Origin of the sequence: Halorubellus salinus (assembly GCF_020567525.1) — an archaeon.
Taxonomy (GTDB): Archaea; Halobacteriota; Halobacteria; order Halobacteriales; family Natrialbaceae; genus Halorubellus; species Halorubellus salinus.
On record NZ_JAJCVI010000004.1, the window covers coordinates 379,165 to 396,940 of the forward strand.

The window sequence follows — 17,776 nt, forward strand, 5'->3', positions numbered from 1 at the left end:
CATTATATGCTCCTGTCGGTCAATGATGGAGATACGATGGCATCCCCGCTCTCCGACTCCCGCGTCCTCCCCCACTCGCGGCACGTCACTGAATCGGTCGTCAAGCCAGTACGCTTCCTCGGGTTCTGGAGCGCAGTCGCCCTCCCCTTCCTCCACATTCCCCTGCTCCTGACCGGGCTCGATGGCGCCCCCGAGACGACCGCGTTCCTCGCGCTGTTCGCACTGAACGTCCTCGCGCTCGTCGTCGGTCACGGTCACGGCGACCACTGACCCGACGCTCGAATCGACTGCCGCCCTCCACTCGGCGACGTTCGAATCGACTCCCATCCTCCACTCGGCGACGTTCGAATCGACTCCCATCCTCCACTCGGCGACGTTCGAATCGACTCCACCCCTGTTCCCGGTGTCGCCGTCTTTCGTTCTCAGGACGAGAGCAACCGCTGGAGCGACGCGACCTCCTCGCGGAGCGCGTCGCGTTTCACGAGCGCGAAACCCGCGAAGATGACGAGGAAGCCGACGACGGTGTAGACCGTGGGGACCTCGCCGCGGATCGCCCACCCGGAGAGCGCCGCGAATATCGGAGCGACGTAACTCACCATGTTGATCTCGATGGGGCCGAGGCGCTCGAGGAGGTAGAAGTACAGCAGGAAGCCGAGCGCGGACGCGGCGAGTGACAGGTACGCGAGCGACCAGAGTGCGGTCGTCGTCCATTCGACGCCGAACGTCTGCGTCTCGCCGAGGCCGAGGGAGATGACGTGCATGATGAGTGCGCCGCCCGCCATCGACCACGCCTGCATCGTCTCGATGGGGAGTTCGGCGTCGGGGACCTTCGTCAGGACGCTCCCGAGCGCGAACGATGCGGCCGCGAGGAAGACGAGGGTCTTCGCGACCGCGCCGCCGGCGAGCAGGTTCGCGGGGTCGGGGCGGACGAGGACGGCGACGCCGACGAGCGCGAGGAGCGTTCCGGCGACGGTCCCCGGCGTCACGAGGTTCTCGGGGACGAGGAGTCGCGAGAAACCGGTCGTGAGGACTGGCGAGAGCGCGACGAGGACGGCGGCGACCGCGGACGTGACGGCGGGGTCGGTCTCGCCGACGAACAGGAAGACGTGGTACGCGGCGATCATGAGGGTCGCGCCGGCCGCGATCAGCGCCCACTCGCCGCGGCCACTGGGAATCCAGTGGTCGACGCGCCAGGCGGCGTACGCGAGCATGATGACGCCCGCGACGTCGTATCGGAGTGCCGCGAACAGGACCGGTGGGACGACCTCGACGCCCTCCTTGATGGCGAGGAACGCGCTCCCCCAGACGGCGGCGAGCACGACGAACAGGACGACGTCTCGATAACGGCTCACGTCGAACGCGACGACTGGCCGTTTCGTCAATGCTTCGATTCGAAGGGGCTTCTGCCGCTATCGAAACTCCCGAGCGCTCTACTGTGATACGGTCTCTCACGGGGGATGGATTTAAGTCTGAGAATCGCATCCTGTCAGCTATGGCCGCTCACGGCCGTCCCGCACTGCGGGACCTGTTCGATGAGTCGCCGACCCCCCACATCGCGCACCCGCCCCGGACCCACCATCGAGATTTCTACGTGGCGACGGACGGGTCGTTCCGCGCGAACGACGACGGGGGTATCGGCGCCGTCATCGAGACTCGAGACGGCGAGCGCGTCGCTCGCATCGCCGCCAGCGACGACGCCCCGAACAACAACGTCGCCGAATACCGCGCGCTCCACCTCGGCCTGGACGTCGTCGCCGAGCGCGCCCCGGCGACAGCGACCGTCGGCGTCCTCGTCGACCACGACGAGCTCGCTGCGAACGTGAACAGCGCCGTCCTCGCCGGCCGCCACCCGGACTGGCAGCCGACGCGCGCCATCGAGGTGCCGACGGCGAGCGAGCACCACTGGCGCGGTATCCGCGCTCGCGTCTCCGGGTTCGACGAGGTGCGTGCAGCACGCATCCACTCCGAGGACAACCCCGCGCACTACCTCGCGAACGCACCGCGGGAGTACGCGCACGTCAACGAGGAACCCGACCGGTGCGTGCTCCCCGAGTCTCCAGGGTCCAGCCCGCAGTACCCGCCGCCGAGCCGCGCCGACCGCCACGCCTCCGACTAGGTGGGCTGGCAGTCCGGCCAAGCTTCGCGCCACGGGGCAGTCTCTCGCTCTCGTTCGCGCTCGCGACGCCGCTGCCGGCGAGTGGCTACGCGATCACCGACACCGTCGTCTCGTCGAGTAACTCGAACACGGCGCGCTCGCCGGGCTCCACGGTCTCGCGGACGAGCGTCGCGCCCTCGACGCTCAGCGTGAACACGTACGTCTCGCCGCGCTCGCAGAGCCCGGAGAGATACGCTCGCTCGCCGTAACTCATCTCGCGGACGTCGTCGTGCGCGACCGTCCCGTCCGCGCGAACGAGCCGGAACCGCACGGGTGTCTCGCTGGACGCCGTCGACACGACCTCCAGCGTCGACTGTTCGGCCAGTTCGCCCGCGGTGGCCGTAGCAGCGTCCTCGGTGGCGTCGCTCGCCGACGCTCCGGCGTCGTCCAAACGGTCCGGCCGCGACGACGGCGCCGACGCGAACTCGTCGGCCTGGGACGCACCGACGACGCCCGCCGACGCCACGCTCACCGCGGCCGCAACGAACTCCCGTCGCTTCACGCACTCACCGACGAACGACACCGAAAAAAGCCAGACGGAGAGACAAACGCCGATTTGACTCACCTCGCGTCGCGGCCACGCGCGTCCTGGCGGGCAGTGAGTCGCGGTTCGCAAGACGTGAGCGAAAAGCCGACCGCGAAGCCTACTCGTCTTCTTCCTGGGCGTCGACGACGGCGACGCCGGCGAGGTTCACGATGTCCTTGACCTCGTCGCCGCGCTGGAGGACGTGCACGGGCTTGTCCATGCCGACGAGCATCGGGCCGATGGCGTCCGCGCCACCGAGGCGCTGGAGGAGCTTGTACCCGATGTTCCCGGCTTCGAGGTTCGGGAACACGAGGACGTTCGCGGGGCCTTCGAGGTCGCTGAAGTCGTACGTGCCCTCGAGGATGTCCTCGACGACCGCGGTGTCGGCCTGCATCTCGCCGTCGACGGGCGCGTCGAAGTCGGGGTTCTCGCGGAGCATCCGCGCGGCGCGCCGGGGTTTGCGCGTGCCGGGGTTGTCGACGCTCCCGAAGTTCGAGTAGGAGAGCATCGCGACGCGCGGGTCGACGTTGAACTCGCGAGCGAGGTCCGCGGTGTGTTCGGCGACCTCCGCGAGGACCTTCGCGTCCGGGTCCTGGTTGACGGTCGCGTCCGCGCAGAAGATGACCCGGTTCTTGAACGTCAGCATGTAGACGCCCGCGGCGTAGTCCGCGTCCTCGGCGGTCCCGATGACCTGCAGCGGCGGACGGAGCGCGCTCGGGTAGTGATGCGTGAGCCCCGTCATCAGGGCGTCCGCGTCCCCGGACTCGACCATCACGCTCCCGAAGTAGTTCGAGTCACGGCGCACGAGGTCGCGGGCCTCGTTCTCCGTGAGCCCCTTGCGTTTCCGGATGTCGTGCAATCGCTCCGCGTACGCCTCGTACTCTCCGGCCTCGCGGGGGTTCGCGACCTCCGGCTCGAAGTCCAGCCCGAGGCGCTCGGTCGTCTTCGTGATGCGACTGGGGTTCCCGATGAGCACCGGCTCCGCGATGCCCTGCTCCTCGAGCTGGTACGCCGCCCGGATCATCTTCTCGTCCGTGCCCTCCGCGAGCGCGATGCGCTTCGGGTCGCTCTTGGCCTTGTTCAGGACGACGCGCATCATCTCGCGGGACTTCCCGAGCCGTGCTTCGAGGCGCTCCTCGTACGCGTCGAGTTCGACCTCGTGACGCGCACACCCCGAGTCCATCGCGGCCTCCGCGACCGCGGGCGCGACCTCGAACAGGACGCGCGGGTCCAGGGGCTTCGGGATGATGTAGTCCGCGCCGAACTGCAGCGGCTGGTCGCCGTACGCCTTCACGACCGCGTCCGGGACGTCCTTCTGTGCGAGTTCCGCGAGCGCTCGCGCCGCAGCGACCTTCATCTCCTCGTTGATCTCGGTCGCGCGCACGTCGAGTGCCCCACGGAAGATGAACGGGAACCCGAGGACGTTGTTCACCTGGTTCGGGTAGTCAGAGCGCCCGGTCGCCATGATGACGGTGTCGTCGCGGGCGTCCTTCGCCGCCTCGTACCCGATCTCGGGGTCGGGGTTCGCCATCGCGAACACGATGGGGTCGCTCGCCATCGACTGCACCATCTCCTGACTGACGAGCCCGCCGATGGAGAGGCCGACGAAGACGTCCGCGCCGTCCATCGCGTCCGCGAGGTCGCCGCCGGGGACGTCGCGCGCGAACTGCTGTTTGTACTCGTTGACGTCGCCAGCGTCCGCGCGCTCCTGGGTGATGATGCCCGAGGAGTCACACATCGTGATGTTCTCCTTCTTCGCGCCGAGGGAGACGTAGAAGCGCGCGGTCGCGATGGCGGACGCGCCGGCACCGGAGAACACGATCTCGAGTTCTTCGAGGTCCTTCCCTGCTATCTCGGCGGCGTTGACGAGCGCCGCACCGGAGATGATGGCGGTCCCGTGCTGGTCGTCGTGGAAGACGGGGACGTCCATCGACTCCTTGAGCGCTTCCTCGATCTGGAAGCACTCGGGCGCCTTGATGTCCTCGAGGTTGATGCCGCCGAACGTCGGCCCCATCGCGTCGACCGCTTCGATGATCTTCTCGGGGTCGTCCTGGTCGAGTTCGATATCGAACACGTCGATGTCGGCGAATCGCTTGAAGAGCACGCCCTTGCCTTCCATGACCGGCTTCGAGGCTTGCGCACCGATGTCACCGAGTCCGAGGACGGCGCTCCCGTTGGAGACGACGCCCACGAGGTTCCCTTTCGCGGTGTACTTGTACGCGTCGTCCTCGTTCGCCGCGATCGCCTCGCAGGGCGCCGCGACGCCGGGCGAGTACGCGAGCGAGAGGTCCCGCTGGGTGTTCGTCGGTTTCGTGGTCGAAATCTCGAGCTTCCCGGGGGGGTCCTCCGCGTGATAGTCCAGTGAGTCCTCGTCGAGTCCCATGGACGAACCCACCACCGGCGCGGACTAAAAGCTAATCGAAAGCGACATTCGACGACTGTCGATAACCGGGCGGCGTGACCGGGGGCGTCCATGGTCGATTCGCGGCGTCCGGCGTCGACGCGGGGGAACGACCGCGGTCGGGTGTCGTCGCCTGTCGGGACGGGTCAGGCGTCGTAGACCGCGGGGCGTTCCAGGGTCACGTCGAAGTCGACGGCTTCGACCTCGACGGTCGGCCAGTCGTCGCTCGTCGTCAGCGGCTCGAACCCGTCGTCGTCGACGAGCACGGTGCCTTCGCTCTTGGCGCCCTCGACGGTCGGGTTCCACGCGTACCCCTGCGGGAGGTGGACGGGCTCGGTGCTCGTCGGCGTCGCGATCCACTCGCGGCCCGCGTACCCGGCGGCGCCACCCTGATGATGCTCGCGCCACTCCTCGGGCCACCCGACCGCGTCGTAGGCGGTCTGGACGTGCTCGAAGACGTCCGCGGCAGTCCCGTCGTCGCGACCGGCGGCGCGCGTCGCCGCGAGCGCCGTCGTCTCCACGCGCGCAGCCGCCTCGTGGCGGTCGGCGAGCCACTCGGGCGCGTCGAACGCGACGGTGCGCGTGCACGACGCGTACAGGCCGTCGTCGTACGCCGTCACCGATATCACGGCGTACTCCCCGAGCTGGTTCTCCGTCGGCGTGCAGTGCCGGTACGGTGCGGCGCGGTCGGCGCCGCCGACGAGGACGACCGGCGCGGTGAGCTCGCGCACCGAGAGCGCGACCGAGAGCGCTGACGCGACCTCGCCCTCGGTGTCCGTCGACTGGAGCTCCGCGCAGACCGCCTCGACCGCGGCAGCGGTCCGTCGCCCGACGTCGGCGTACTGCTCGCGGTCGCGCTCGGAGAGCGGCTGGCGGAGCGCGCTCGCGTCCACGTCACCGAACCCGGGGACGTCCACGTCCGCGACCGCCGGCTGGCTCGCGACCGCCGCCACCGCCGCGGGCAGGTCGCGCTCGTGCCACGGGTACTCGACGACCGCGACGTCCTCCGCGAGTTCCTCGTCGCGCAACCGCTCCGTCTCGTTGTTCGGGGCGACGACGGTCACGTCCTCCCCGTCGTATCCAGCTGCCGCCACACCGATTCCCGCCTCGTGGTCGACGCGGTTGTCGCCGCCGGTCAGCCACGCGAACCCCTCGGGGCGCGCGAACCACACGGAGGCGAGGTCCTCGGCCGCGAGGTACTCGTCGAGTCGCCGTCGTTCCATACCAGCGCCGTCGAGTGGACGCGCCGTAATCCCGTCGGTTCGCACACTCCCCGACGGTCAGGGGTCGTGTCCTGCAGGCGGTTCGTCGCGGCCGGCCGCGCCGACACGTTGGGAGCCGAACACCTAGCCCTGCGTTTATTACGGCTTCGTTCGGTACGGGACGTTGATATGTGTGCCCGTTCGACCCCCGACAGCGACGGAGCGACCGCCGGTAGCACAGCCCGGAGCGGTATCGACGCCTCGACGGCGATCCGCGGTGCCGGTGCCGGCGCGGCGGCGTTCGTCGCGACGTACGTCGTGTCGTTCCTCCTCTGGACGTTCGTGGAACTCCCCGAGCCCGACAGCATCGGCGAGGCTCTGAACCAGGCGGTCATCGGCATCGTCCGCGACAGCGTCCCCGCGTGGAAGGCCGCCGGGTACGTGCTCTTCAACGCGCAGTTCGTCGAGGTGACCTACGAGGGTGCACTCTCCGAATCGACGTTCAGCCTCATCGCGCTCGCGGACAGCTCGCTGCTCGCGCTCGCGTACCTCGTCCCCGCGGTCGCGCTCGTCGCCGCCGGGTACGTCGTCGCGTCCTCGCCGAGCATCCGCGGCACCGGTCAGTCCGCCGCCGCGGGCGCGCTCGTCGTCGTCGGCCAGCTCGCGCTCGTCATCCTCGGCGCGGTCCTGTTCTCCGCGTCGGGCGACGGCGGCAGCCTCAGCGTCCCGCTCGCGAACGCCATCATCATCGCCGGCGTCGTCTACCCCGTCGTCTTCGGCGCCATCGGCGGCGCACTCGCCGAGGTCGCCTGATACCGATTCGAACGCTCGCGCCGACGCGCTCTCTCCCCTACAGTTGCTTCGCCACCATCTCGCCCCAGTGCCCGAACCCGTGACGGTCGTAGAACGCTCTCGCGCGGTCGTTCTCGCGGTCGACGTCCAGGACCAGGCGGTCGAGCGGGAGCGACTGGTCGCGAGCGAGTGCGACCGCGGCGTCCATGAGGTCGTCCGCGACGCCGGTTCCTCTGGCGTCGGGGACGACGTAGAGTTCGTTGAGGACGGCGGCGTCCCACACGAACGCGAGGCGCTCGGGGAGCACGAACACGTACCCGAGGAGCGTCTCGCCGCCGGCGTCGTCGGGCGCGCTCGCGACGGTCACGCAGCGCTCGTCGTCGGCGACGCATCGGTCGACCCACGCGAGCCAGTCCGCGCGGTACGCCTCGTCGAGCTTGTCCTCGTACAGCGCCTGCTTGTCGTCGCTGCCGGTGCCCTCGCCGAGCCCGGTCTCGAACCCTTGCTTGAGCTCCCATAGCGCGCCGCGGTTGCGCTCGGCGTCGTACGGGCGGATGGTGGCGTCCATGTTCGACCAAGCACGCGGCACCGAAAGGAACGTTCCGGTCCCGCGAGCCGGAGCCCGGTCGACGGTTGTGTCGCTCGGTCGGGTCAGCGGTCGCGGACGTCCTCGGCGACGCGGCTGGCGACGACGAGCGCGCCCGTCGCGACGAGCAGGAGCTGGGTGCCCGAGCCCGCGAGCGGGAAGATGCGCTCGTTCACTTCGGGTTCGCCCTTCCTATCGGGGTTGGTGTCGGCCCCCGTGTGGTACTGGCGTTCCTTCGTCGACCCGAGGCTCGCGTCCTTCACGGGTTCGGCGTTCCCGAGGTCGACGAACGTCTGCACGAACCCCTGCTGGTCGCTGAGGTACGTCCGGCCCGTCACCTCGTAGAACTGGTCGTGGACCGGCCAGAGCACGTTCACGCCGTTGGTCACCACGTCCGGGCCGATGCCGGCGAACGCGACCGCGACCACCGCGACGCCCGCCACCCGCGGGGCGGTCTCCCCGAAGCGCGCGCGCAGCCACGAGGTCTCGCGGATGCGGACGTCCCAGTACACGAGCGCACCGAGCGCGACCGGGAGGAGCAGGGTGTGCGTGGCGGAGCGATGTGCGCCCACCACCACCCACCCGAGGAACGTGTCGAGGTCGACCGCCGCGACCGCTGCCAGCACCACGAGGATGGCGCGTGGCGAGAACGCGCCGGCCAGCAACGCGCACCCAACCAACCCACCGAGTGCCACGTGCACGAGCGTCGAAGGCATACCACGAGCCAGGGCCGCAGCTACCAAAACCCTATCCCGGCCTCGCTCACCCGTTCGCCTACCGCTCTCGCCCACCGCCATCGCAACTACCGTACCCGTCTTCTCCAGGACCGGTAGGCGTCAGTCCTCGCGGTGTTTCCGCGCGAGCCGGTCGACGTCCGCGTCGGCCTTCCACTCGCCGAGTTCCTTCGGGTCGACGTGCACGAACACGTCGTCGACCTCCGGGAGCTCGCGGATGGCGTCCATCACCTCGGTCTCGATGTCGTGCGCCTCGAACAGCGTCCGGTCGCCCTCGACCTCGATGTGCAGCGAGACGTCGACCTCGGGGCCGACGTAGTGCGCGACGACGTCGTGCGCGCCCTCGACGTCCGGGTGTGCGAGCGCGCGGTCGATGATCTCGATGCGCAACTCCTCGGGTGGGGCGCTCCCGACGAGGTACCCGACGTTGTCGCGGACGATCTCGACGCCCGTGTAGCAGACCGCGATCGCGACGATGCCCGCGGCGAGCGGGTCGAGGAGCGGGTAGCCGGCGCGTGCGCCGACGACGCCGACGAGTGCCGCGCCCGCGGTGAGGACGTCGTTGCGGTTGTCGAGCGCGGCCGCTTTCAGCGCCGGGGAGTTCGTCGATTCCCCGCGTGCGTACACGAGCCGGTAGAGGCCGTACTTGGTGACGCCGGAGACCGCGAGGATGCCGACCGCCGCGTACCCCGTGGTGACGGTCGCGTCACCGGAGAGGAGCGTCGTCCCGGCCTGGTAGAGGATGGCGCCGCCGGCGGCGAACACGCCCGTGGCGACGAACAGCGCGACGAACGGCTCGATGCGCTCGTGGCCGTGTGGATGCTCGAAGTCCGGTGGCTGCGTGGTGTAGTAGAGTCCGACGAGGACGAAGACGCTGTAGGCGGCGTCCGCGAAGCTGTTCACGGCTTCGCCCCCGACGGCGAGACTGCCGCCGTCGAGGTAGACGAGCGTCTTCCCGACGGCGAGCGCGAGGTTCACCGCGAGGACGAGTGCGCCCATGCGTCGCATCGTCGTCGCGTCGCTCATCACATCGGGCTACGGCGTGGGGTGTCAAGGGCGTGTCGACTCCACTGCCCGCACGAGCATACGGCCGCCGGCAGGCGGTCGTTTCGGGGGGAAGTTGCCCGCACGAGCATACGGCTGCCGGCAGGCGGTCGTTTCGGGGGAAAGTTGCCCGCACGAGCATACGGCTGCCGGCAGGCGGTCGTTGCTTGGTTGATCCGACCGCACGAGAGTACGCCGGTGGGGGGTGCGGTTTGGCGTGTTAGAACTGGATGGCGCCGTTGTCGGTGGTGGTGGCGTCGTCCTGGTCGCTGAAGGCGTCGTGGAGGCGGTCGTAGGTGTCGGTGACGGCTTCGACGATGACCTTGGTGTCGGAGATGACTGGCATGAAGTTGGTGTCGCCGGTCCAGCGTGGGACGAGATGCGTGTGGAGGTGGTCGCCGATGCTGCCGCCGGCGGCGCTCCCGCCGAGGTTCTCGCCGGTGTTGTAGCCGTCGGGCGCGAACGCGGTATCCATGGCGTCGATGGTGCGTTGCTTGAGGCGGGCGTGCGCGAGGAGTTGGTCGTCGTCGAGTGCGCGCCAGTCGCCTTCGTGCGCGGTCGGGATGACCATCGTGTGCCCGGGGTTGTAGGGGTAGTTGTTGAGCATGACGACGGCGTGGTCGTTGCGCGCGAGCACGAGGTTGCTGCGGGCGTCCTCGCGGTCGGGGAACTCGCAGAACACGCAGTCGACGTCCGGGTTCTTGTCGTCGCGTTCCACCCACTCGATGCGCCACGGCGCGAACACCTGGTCCATACCGCTTCGAGGTGTGGCGTTGATTTGAAAGCACGGCTTCATACGTGTGGGAATCTCGACAGTAACTATCTGGAAATTTGCTGGTAATCATTGACAACCGATTGAAACGCTATCCACAAACACTGGAAAAACGCCTCAGAAGTGGTTTTAGACGATTTAGGACTACCTCAGGCGCTGGAATGGTTTCATTGGCTCCTCGTCGGGTATTTTTCGCCCCCGCCCCCCGAAAACTGACGAATCGATTTATTACCAACCAGGGTAACATGTGGTCTGTAGATGGCAACGACTGACAACTCCTTCGACGGCCTGACGGAGCACTGCACCGACTGTGACACCGACACGCTGCACCAGGTGTCCGTGCAGATCCGTACTGAAAGTCTGAAGGAGGAAAATGCGGAGTTCTCGCGCGAACCCTACCGCGTGGCCGAATGCCAACGCTGTGGGAACCGCTCGAGCCAACGCATGAACAACGCTTAGACGCACAGGTGGGCACGGGGGTGTCCAAACCAATCAACTCGCCGCCGGCACTGGGGTGACGGCGGCACGCAGTTTCTTTGGGACTACGGACTAGAGAGCATACGCCGACCGCCAGGTCGGCGTTTCTGCTGTGTACTGATTAGAGAGCGTACGCCGACCGCCAGGTCGGCGTTTCTGCTGTGTACTGATTAGAGAGCGTACGCCGACCGCCAGGTCGGCGTTTCTGCGTTCTGGGGGGTCGTTATCGTGATCGGGTGGTGATCTCGCAGCCGTCTTCGGTGACGATGATGGTGTGTTCGCGTTGGCTGACGAGGCAGCCGTCTTCTTCTTTGAGGACGGGGTAGCCGTGGACGATGTCGTTCATTTTGAGGCGGCGGAGTGCCATCTCGGGGCGGGGGACGTCCAGCCAGCGGGTGGCGAACGGGAGGGTCTTGAAGTCCTCGGTGATCTGTTCGAGGGCCTGGCGTGCGGAGCGGTCGCGGACGCTGGCTTCGCGTTCGAGCGAGTAGATCTCTTCTTGTTGGCCTTCGGAGACTTTCCCGGAGCCGTCGGTCGCGAACGGTTCGATGGCGACGACGTCGCCGACCTCGAGGGTGGTGCCCTGGGAGACGCCGCGGTTCGGGATGTTCGGTGCGGTGTGTTGCTCCCAGTGCCCGAGGCCGTGTCCGGTGAGGTTCACGACCGGATTGTAGCCGTACGCCTCGATGACGTCCTCTATCTCCGCGCCGATCGTGCCGGTGTCGACGCCCGCTTCGACGACGTCGAGCGCGGCGTCGAGGGCTTCTTCGGCGGCTTCGACGAGGTCCTGGTTCCCGGAGAAGTCGACGGTGACGGCGGTGTCGGCGAGCCAGCCGTCGATGTGGACGCCGATGTCGAGTTTCACCATCTCCTCGCCGACGACGCGGTCGTCGTCGGGGCCGGCGGCGCCGTGTGCGGCTTCCTCGTCGACGCTGACGTTCACGGGGAACGCGGGCGTCCCGCCGAGTTCGCGGATGCGGTCCTCGGCCCACTCGCTTATCTCGAGGTAGCTCGTTCCGACCTCGAGGCGGTCGGCGGCCTCGTCGCGGACCTGCGCGAGTATCTCGCCGGCCTCCCGGTGCTTCTCGTACTTCTCGGCGTCGAGGTCGACGTCTGTCATACCCCATCGTTGACCCGTCCGCGAGAAAGAGGTTGCGTCTCCTCGCGTGCGTCTCTCCGCGTGCGTTCGCGGCCACGACCACGGACCGCGCACCCACGCCACCAGCCGCATGCTACTCGTTGACGAACACATTCTACATAGCTCCATAGAGTCGTCATAGCAACGCTTTACGTGCGTTCCCGATCATATAGGTCAAGACCGTGACAGCCGACCGATTCGACTTCGACGACACCGAGGGTGCCTGGCATCGACGCATCGACCTCGACGACTGGGACGACGTCTACGTCGTCGGGGACGTCCACGGCTGCTTCGACGCGATGAAGCGCCTGCTCGCGACGCTCGAGGTCACCACCGACGACCTCGTCGTGTTCGTCGGCGACCTCGTCCGGAAGGGCCCGGACTCGAAGGCGGTCGTGCAGACCGTCCGCGAGGCGGACAACATGCTCTCCATCCGCGGGAACAACGAGGAGAAGCTCCTGCGCGGCGAGAAGGAACTCCCCGAACTCTCCGCCGTCGACGTGGACTACATCCGGTCGATGCCGGTCGTCATCTCCTGGGACGACGGTGTCGTCGTTCACGGCGGCATCGACCCGCGCAAGCCCCTCGCCGAGCACGACGTCGACGACGTCCAGAACACGCGCTCGCTCACCGACGACTCCTACGGCCGGCCGTTCTGGTGGGACGAGTACGCCGGCGATCGCCGCGCGTTCTTCGGGCACACCGTCCTCTCCAGTCCCGTCGTCCGCGAGCACGCCATCGGCCTCGACACCGGCTGCGTGTACGGCGGCGACCTCACCGCGTACGACGTCCGGAACGACGAGGTCGTCGCGGTCGAACTCGACCGCGACGGCCTCTCCCGGAGCGACGACTCCATCGTCGACACTCGCGAACGGGTCGTCGCCTGAGTGACTCGCTTCTCGACCTCCGACGACGAAACCACCGAGAGCGAGCCAGGCACCAGCACGGACGACGAAGCCACCGAGAGCGAGCGTGTCGTCGGCAGCGACGATGCAAATAAACCCGAGGGCGACGAAACGATTGGCATGACTGCGGACGACGACGCGGCCACGACGACCCCTCGCTTCGAGTGCGCGTGCGGGTACGCGGCCGAGAGCCGGAAGTCCCTGACGTCCCACATCGGTGGGTCCGGCGGGACGAGCGAGTCCCATCACGTCGTCGACGCGCCCGCGGACGCGGACGTCGCGTCGCTCGACGCACCAGCGGACGTCGACGCGGAGGCGGGAAGCGGTGCGCGCGCCGACGGCGACGGCTCGGCCGCCCGAGCACCGGAACGACCCACCGACGACCCGGACGTCGTCGACCTCGACGACGACGCGCTCTACCTGAACCGCGAGCTGAGCGAGCTCGCGTTCCAGCGCAGGGTCCTCCACGAAGCCGTCGACGACCGCAACCCGACCCTCGAGCGCGCGAAGTTCCTGTCGCTGTTCACGTCGAACCTCGACGAGTTCTTCATGAAGCGCATCGGCGGCCTGAAACAGCAGATCGACGCGGGCGTCACCGAGCTCACGCCCGACGGCCGGACGCCGCGCGAACAGTGGCGCGAAGCCATCGAGCGCGCCGAAGCGCTGTTCGAGCGTCAATCGCGCTGCTATCGCGAGAGCGTCGAGCCCGCGCTCGCCGACGCCGGCATCCACGTCCTCGACCACGACGAGCTCGCCGCGGACCAGCGCGAATCCCTCCGCGAGTACTTCGAAGCGCAGGTGCTTCCGACGCTCACGCCGCTCACGTTCGACCCCGCGCACCCGTTCCCGTTCATCTCGAACCTCAGCCTCTCGATGGCCATCCTCACGCGGAAGTCACCGGACGCGGACGTGAAGTTCTCGCGCGTGAAGATCCCGCAGAACCGCCCGCGGCTCGTGCGCGTCGACGACAAGGACGCGGGCGACGACCACGCGGAGTTCGTGCCCCTCGAGCAGGTGATCGGCGCGAACCTCGACCTCCTGTTCCCCGACACCGCGGTCGAGGAGTGGTCGACGTTCCGCGTCACGCGCAACGCCGAGGTCCGTCGGAACGAGGAGGTCGCCGAGGACCTCATCGACATGATCGAGGAGGTGCTCCGCGAACGCCGGTTCGCGACCGTCGTCCGGCTGGAACTCGCGAGTGGGACGCCCGACCGCGTCCGCGACCTCCTCGTCGAGCACCTCGACGTCGACGAGCGCGAGGTGTTCGTCCGCGACCCGCCACTGGATTACCGCGACCTCATGCGACTGCACGGGCTCGACCGACCGGCGCTGAAGTACGAGGACTGGACGCCGAAACCGCACCCGCGGTTCACGCGCGTCCACGAGGACGAGGACCGGACGATCTTCGACGAGGTCCGCGACGGCGACATCCTCGTCCATCACCCGTATCACTCGTTCACGGGCACCGTCCACGAGTTCATCCACGAGGCCGCGCACGACCCGGACGTCCTCGCGATCAAGGCCGCGATCTACCGGACGGCGAAGGACTCGAACGTCATCCAGAGCCTCATCGAGGCGGCCCAGAACGGGAAGGAGGTCGCGGTGATGGTCGAGCTGAAGGCGCGGTTCGACGAGGAGAACAACCTCCGGTGGGTGAATCGACTGGAGGAGGAGGGCATCCACGTCGCGTACGGCACGCCGGGATTGAAGACGCACACGAAGACGACGCTCGTCGTCCGCCAGGAGGACGAGGACGTCCGCCTCTACAGTCACGTCGGCACGGGGAACTATCACTCGGAGACCGCGAAGACGTACGAGGACCTCGGGCTCCTGACCGCGGACCGGGACGTCGGTCAGGACCTCGTGAAGCTGTTCAACTTCTTCACGGGGCACTCGATGCACGACGACTACCGGCGCCTGCTCATCGCGCCGACGAACATGCGCGAGGCGTTCCTCGACCGCATCCGCCACGAGACCGCGGTCGCGCGCGACGGCGGAGACGCACGCATCATCGCGAAGATGAATCGCCTTGAGCACCCGGAGGTCATCAGGGCGCTGTACGAGGCGTCGATGGCGGGCGTCGAGTGCAAGCTGATCGTGCGTGACATCTGTCGGCTCCGCCCCGGTCTCGAGGGCGTGAGCGAGAACGTCGAGGTGCACAGTATCGTCGGGCGGTTCCTCGAGCACTCGCGAGTGTTCTACTTCGAGAACGACGACCCGGGGTTCTACATCGGGTCGGCGGACTGGATGGTGCGGAACCTCGACAACCGCGTGGAGGCGAACGCACCCGTGGAGGACCCGCGGTTGCAGCGCGAGCTGGCGCGCGTGCTCGAACTGAACCTCGACGACAATCGTCGTCGCTGGCGGATGCACGCCGACGGGTCGTACGAGCAGGTGCGGCCCGCGGCGGACGAACCGGTGCGGGACCTGCACGAGCGCATGATGGAGCGGGCGGAGGACGGCCTGGACGTGTGGGACGGGCCAGTGACGTTGTTCGACTGACGACGGCGACGACGGTGGTGCGGGCGCGTTCTTCCGTGAGCGGTGTCGTCAGTCGTCGTCGGCGATCCACGCGCAGTCCGGGCACGCGTCGACGCCCTGGACGTTGATCGTCTTCGTGCCGCACTCGGGGCAGGCCGCGCGGCGGTGCTGTGTCTGTTCGAGCATACGACCATAGTCGTCATCGACGATGATAAAGATAGGGTACGACACGCGTCGAAAACCGGTTCTGTGGCGTCGCAGTCGTGTGGTTTTCACCGTCTCGGTCGTTCTGGCGGCGACGCGACGGGACGGGACCGGTGCCGTCGGTCGAGGACGGCGACGACGATGCCTGGGCCGAGGACGGCGACGGCGAGCAGGGCGAGGAGTGCGGACTCCCGGACTGGCGAGTCGAGGAACAGGACGTTGTACCGCGCGAACCCTCCGGGTGCGGCGAACAGGATGCCGGCGAGTGCGAGGCAACCCGGCCACGCGAGGACCACCCAGCGCCGTCCGGTGCGACCGGGGAGCCCGTCGGCGTGGGCGGCGACGAGCCAGCCGACGGCAAGCGGTGCGGCCGCGAGCACGACCACGACCGCTGCGACGACGCTAGCGGCGAGGAAGCCGCCGAGGACGAGGAGCGCACCGACGGCCACCGTCGTCGGCACCGCCACCAGAATCCCGGCGACACGGTCGACGCGGGCGTCAGCGAGCCGTTCGACGGCGACGGCGATCACGGCGACGACGGGTGCAGCGAGCACGACCACGACCCCGGTCAGGATCGCCAGGAGCGGGAACCACTCGTACACGCCCACCAGTACGCGCGCTCGAACCATCAACCCGCCGCGGGACTGCGCTGGTCACTCGACGACGACGGCGGTCTGCATGAGCTCGGAGTTGTACGCACTGCCGGCGTTCCCGTCGGCGTCGAGGACGATGACGCCCGCCTGCGAGCCCGTGAGTTCGCCGAACTCGTCGATGGCGAGCGCGGCGGCGTCGTCGGCGTCCCGACCGGATTCGACGTGGCGGACGGCGCGGCGCGCGAGCGTGACGCGAGCGATGTCCTCGCCCGCGCCAGTGGCGCTCGCACCGCCGGCTGGCGCGCAGTAGAACCCGTTCCCGAGCTGGGGGACGTCCCCGACGCGCCCGGCGAGCGCGAACCACCGACCGCCCGTCGACGTCGCCGCAGCGATGCGATCGCCGTCGCGCGCCACCGCACCGACGGTGTCGTGGTCGGTGTGGTCGGCCCCGCTCTCGCTGGCGTGGTCGGTGTGATCGTCACCGGCGCGGTCGTCGGACTCGGGGTCGGCGTTCGCCGCGCCACCCCGCCCAAACCGGTCCGCGAGCCACGCGAGGTGCTCGCTCGGCGATCCCGTCGGCGGGTCCGCGTTCGCGTACTTCTCGCGCGTTCGGTCGGTGAAGAGGTCGCCGTCGGTGTCGACGCCGTAGTCGTCGGCGAGCGAGACGGCGTGCTCGCCGGAGACGAGGACGTGCGGGGTCTCCTCGAGGACGACGCGTGCCGCCGAGACGGCGTGCTCGACGCCCGGCATCGAGCACGCGGCGCCCGCGTCGCGGTCGCTCGTCATGACGCCGGCGTCGGTGCGGACGACGCCGTCGGACTGGACGGCACCGCCGATACCGGCGTTGAACCGGGGCGACGATTCGAGGACGTGGAGGGCTGCTTCCACCGCGTCCAGCGGTGTCGCTGCGTTCGCACCTTCGTTCGCGGCGTCGTCGAGTATCGCCTGTCGGCTCTCGGGTTCGTCCGGCGCACTCCCTGCGCCGCCGTGCACGATGACCTGCATGGCTTGGGACGCGGCCCCCCGGCGCTTAACGCTTGCCGACCTGGGTCCTGGCTGGAGGGCACGCGCACGGCCAGCTCCATCGCCTCCAGGACAGCGAGCGTGTCGCGGTCTCCCATGGTACCTGGCCCCAAAGTACTTGTGCCGTGCTAACTCTTGACTAAGACGTGATGCGGACAATACGCTTGCGACGACCGTGACGTCGTCCGCGCGACCACCGACGCAGCGGGCGGCACCTACGAACGCACCGACGACCGCCGACCGATGGGCCTCCGACACGCGATGCCCGCGGTGAACTGCCTGCACCGCGGTCACTCGAACCGTACCCGAACCGGCGCTTCCGCGACTCCCGCGGCGAATCACCTGCGCCGCGGCCGCCCGAACCGAACGCGAACGACCTCGAACCGAACGCGAACCAGACCGGTCACGCCCGCGGTGAACTGCCTACACCGCGGCCGACCCGCACCGCCCGCGACGAACGCCCGCACCGGACGCACCGATCACTCGAACCACACGCGACCCCGCGGTGGACTGCCCGCACCGCGGCCGACCCGCACCGCACGCCGACTGCCCCACGACGGAGACACAGACGTCGTGGCCGACGACGCACGTACCGTGCTGTCGCGGCGCAGGCCACGCCGCGACCGACCGGCACCGATCCGCGATCACGTACCGCGAGCCAACCCGAACCGCACGCACACCACCTTCCTGCTGCCGCCGGCAGAACCCTCGCAGCAGCCTCGCCGCGCCGACCCGTCGTGCTG

The 17,776-nt window shown here is 68.6% G+C and carries 17 protein-coding genes; 6 read left to right on the forward strand and 11 right to left on the reverse strand.

Features of this window, described 5'->3' with window-relative positions; genetic code table 11:
- Positions 1 to 36 precede the first annotated feature (36 nt).
- A complete protein-coding gene (locus tag LI336_RS13115) occupies positions 37 to 270 on the forward strand; it encodes a DUF8028 family protein (RefSeq protein WP_227133584.1) in 234 nt (77 codons plus the stop codon).
- 152 nt (positions 271 to 422) lie between these two features.
- On the opposite strand, the gene LI336_RS13120 is transcribed toward LI336_RS13115, so the two are convergent.
- On the reverse strand, positions 423 to 1,352 hold the full coding sequence (locus LI336_RS13120; protein ID WP_227133585.1) for a DMT family transporter: 930 nt from the start codon (positions 1,350 to 1,352) through the stop codon (positions 423 to 425).
- Positions 1,353 to 1,492: 140 nt separating this feature from the next.
- Between LI336_RS13120 and LI336_RS13125 the strand changes: the two genes are divergently transcribed.
- Positions 1,493 to 2,116 (forward strand): reverse transcriptase-like protein, encoded by a 624-nt coding sequence (locus LI336_RS13125; RefSeq protein ID WP_227133586.1) that lies wholly within the window; start codon positions 1,493 to 1,495, stop codon positions 2,114 to 2,116.
- An 85-nt stretch (positions 2,117 to 2,201) separates the two neighbouring features.
- Here the strand turns inward: LI336_RS13125 and LI336_RS13130 are convergent, their stop codons facing one another.
- From LI336_RS13130 to LI336_RS13140, 3 genes are all read right to left on the reverse strand, one after another.
- A complete protein-coding gene (locus LI336_RS13130) occupies positions 2,202 to 2,657 on the reverse strand; it encodes a hypothetical protein (RefSeq protein ID WP_227133587.1) in 456 nt (151 codons plus the stop codon).
- A gap of 142 nt (positions 2,658 to 2,799) precedes the next feature.
- Positions 2,800 to 5,064, reverse strand: coding sequence for an NADP-dependent malic enzyme (locus tag LI336_RS13135; protein WP_227133588.1), 2,265 nt, complete (start codon positions 5,062 to 5,064; stop codon positions 2,800 to 2,802).
- A 164-nt stretch (positions 5,065 to 5,228) separates the two neighbouring features.
- Positions 5,229 to 6,305, reverse strand: coding sequence for a M24 family metallopeptidase (locus tag LI336_RS13140; protein WP_227133589.1), 1,077 nt, complete (start codon positions 6,303 to 6,305; stop codon positions 5,229 to 5,231).
- Between the two features lie 168 nt (positions 6,306 to 6,473).
- Between LI336_RS13140 and LI336_RS13145 the strand changes: the two genes are divergently transcribed.
- Positions 6,474 to 7,097, forward strand: a complete 624-nt coding sequence (locus tag LI336_RS13145) for a DUF7978 family protein (protein ID WP_227133590.1) — start codon at positions 6,474 to 6,476, stop codon at positions 7,095 to 7,097.
- Between the two features lie 37 nt (positions 7,098 to 7,134).
- On the opposite strand, the gene LI336_RS13150 is transcribed toward LI336_RS13145, so the two are convergent.
- The 4 genes from LI336_RS13150 to LI336_RS13165 all read right to left on the reverse strand — a co-directional run bounded on the left by LI336_RS13150 (position 7,135) and on the right by LI336_RS13165 (position 10,194).
- On the reverse strand, positions 7,135 to 7,644 hold the full coding sequence (locus LI336_RS13150) for a GNAT family N-acetyltransferase (RefSeq protein ID WP_227133591.1): 510 nt from the start codon (positions 7,642 to 7,644) through the stop codon (positions 7,135 to 7,137).
- A gap of 83 nt (positions 7,645 to 7,727) precedes the next feature.
- On the reverse strand, positions 7,728 to 8,378 hold the full coding sequence (locus LI336_RS13155; protein WP_227133592.1) for a metal-dependent hydrolase: 651 nt from the start codon (positions 8,376 to 8,378) through the stop codon (positions 7,728 to 7,730).
- Between the two features lie 120 nt (positions 8,379 to 8,498).
- Complete coding sequence (locus LI336_RS13160; protein WP_227133593.1) at positions 8,499 to 9,422, reverse strand: cation diffusion facilitator family transporter; 924 nt, start codon at positions 9,420 to 9,422, stop codon at positions 8,499 to 8,501.
- A 238-nt stretch (positions 9,423 to 9,660) separates the two neighbouring features.
- A complete protein-coding gene (locus LI336_RS13165) occupies positions 9,661 to 10,194 on the reverse strand; it encodes an HIT family protein (RefSeq protein WP_227133594.1) in 534 nt (177 codons plus the stop codon).
- A gap of 276 nt (positions 10,195 to 10,470) precedes the next feature.
- Between LI336_RS13165 and LI336_RS13170 the strand changes: the two genes are divergently transcribed.
- A complete protein-coding gene (locus LI336_RS13170) occupies positions 10,471 to 10,671 on the forward strand; it encodes a DUF7835 family putative zinc beta-ribbon protein (RefSeq protein ID WP_227133595.1) in 201 nt (66 codons plus the stop codon).
- A gap of 241 nt (positions 10,672 to 10,912) precedes the next feature.
- Here LI336_RS13170 and map read toward each other — a convergent pair whose 3' ends face one another.
- The gene (map, locus tag LI336_RS13175) at positions 10,913 to 11,809 is read right to left on the reverse strand and encodes a type II methionyl aminopeptidase (protein ID WP_227133596.1); all 897 of its coding nucleotides are present in this window, start codon (positions 11,807 to 11,809) and stop codon (positions 10,913 to 10,915) included.
- Positions 11,810 to 12,009: 200 nt separating this feature from the next.
- Here map and LI336_RS13180 point away from each other — a divergent pair, with 200 nt between their 5' ends.
- Entirely contained in the window at positions 12,010 to 12,714 is a 705-nt protein-coding gene (locus tag LI336_RS13180; protein WP_227133597.1) for a metallophosphoesterase family protein, read from the forward strand.
- Positions 12,715 to 12,852: 138 nt separating this feature from the next.
- Complete coding sequence (gene ppk1 / locus LI336_RS13185) at positions 12,853 to 15,234, forward strand: polyphosphate kinase 1 (protein WP_227133598.1); 2,382 nt, start codon at positions 12,853 to 12,855, stop codon at positions 15,232 to 15,234.
- 251 nt (positions 15,235 to 15,485) lie between these two features.
- Here the strand turns inward: ppk1 and LI336_RS13190 are convergent, their stop codons facing one another.
- Complete coding sequence (locus LI336_RS13190) at positions 15,486 to 16,019, reverse strand: hypothetical protein (RefSeq protein ID WP_227133599.1); 534 nt, start codon at positions 16,017 to 16,019, stop codon at positions 15,486 to 15,488.
- 51 nt (positions 16,020 to 16,070) lie between these two features.
- Positions 16,071 to 17,015: an isoaspartyl peptidase/L-asparaginase gene (locus LI336_RS13195; protein ID WP_227133600.1), complete on the reverse strand. Its 945-nt coding sequence runs from the start codon at positions 17,013 to 17,015 to the stop codon at positions 16,071 to 16,073.
- Between the last annotated feature and the right edge of the window lie 761 nt (positions 17,016 to 17,776).

What these genes read in the sequence shown, in the direction of transcription:
- LI336_RS13115 (WP_227133584.1), top strand. Translation starts at nt 37, where the DNA reads ATGGCATCCCCGCTCTCCGACTCCCGCGTCCTCCCCCACTCGCGGCAC.
- LI336_RS13125 (WP_227133586.1), top strand. Translation starts at nt 1,493, where the DNA reads ATGGCCGCTCACGGCCGTCCCGCACTGCGGGACCTGTTCGATGAGTCG.
- LI336_RS13135 (WP_227133588.1), bottom strand. Translation starts at nt 5,064, where the DNA reads ATGGGACTCGACGAGGACTCACTGGACTATCACGCGGAGGACCCCCCC.
- LI336_RS13140 (WP_227133589.1), bottom strand. Translation starts at nt 6,305, where the DNA reads ATGGAACGACGGCGACTCGACGAGTACCTCGCGGCCGAGGACCTCGCC.
- LI336_RS13145 (WP_227133590.1), top strand. Translation starts at nt 6,474, where the DNA reads ATGTGTGCCCGTTCGACCCCCGACAGCGACGGAGCGACCGCCGGTAGC.
- LI336_RS13150 (WP_227133591.1), bottom strand. Translation starts at nt 7,644, where the DNA reads ATGGACGCCACCATCCGCCCGTACGACGCCGAGCGCAACCGCGGCGCG.
- LI336_RS13155 (WP_227133592.1), bottom strand. Translation starts at nt 8,378, where the DNA reads ATGCCTTCGACGCTCGTGCACGTGGCACTCGGTGGGTTGGTTGGGTGC.
- LI336_RS13160 (WP_227133593.1), bottom strand. Translation starts at nt 9,422, where the DNA reads ATGAGCGACGCGACGACGATGCGACGCATGGGCGCACTCGTCCTCGCG.
- LI336_RS13165 (WP_227133594.1), bottom strand. Translation starts at nt 10,194, where the DNA reads ATGGACCAGGTGTTCGCGCCGTGGCGCATCGAGTGGGTGGAACGCGAC.
- LI336_RS13170 (WP_227133595.1), top strand. Translation starts at nt 10,471, where the DNA reads ATGGCAACGACTGACAACTCCTTCGACGGCCTGACGGAGCACTGCACC.
- map (WP_227133596.1), bottom strand. Translation starts at nt 11,809, where the DNA reads ATGACAGACGTCGACCTCGACGCCGAGAAGTACGAGAAGCACCGGGAG.
- ppk1 (WP_227133598.1), top strand. Translation starts at nt 12,853, where the DNA reads ATGACTGCGGACGACGACGCGGCCACGACGACCCCTCGCTTCGAGTGC.
- LI336_RS13195 (WP_227133600.1), bottom strand. Translation starts at nt 17,015, where the DNA reads ATGCAGGTCATCGTGCACGGCGGCGCAGGGAGTGCGCCGGACGAACCC.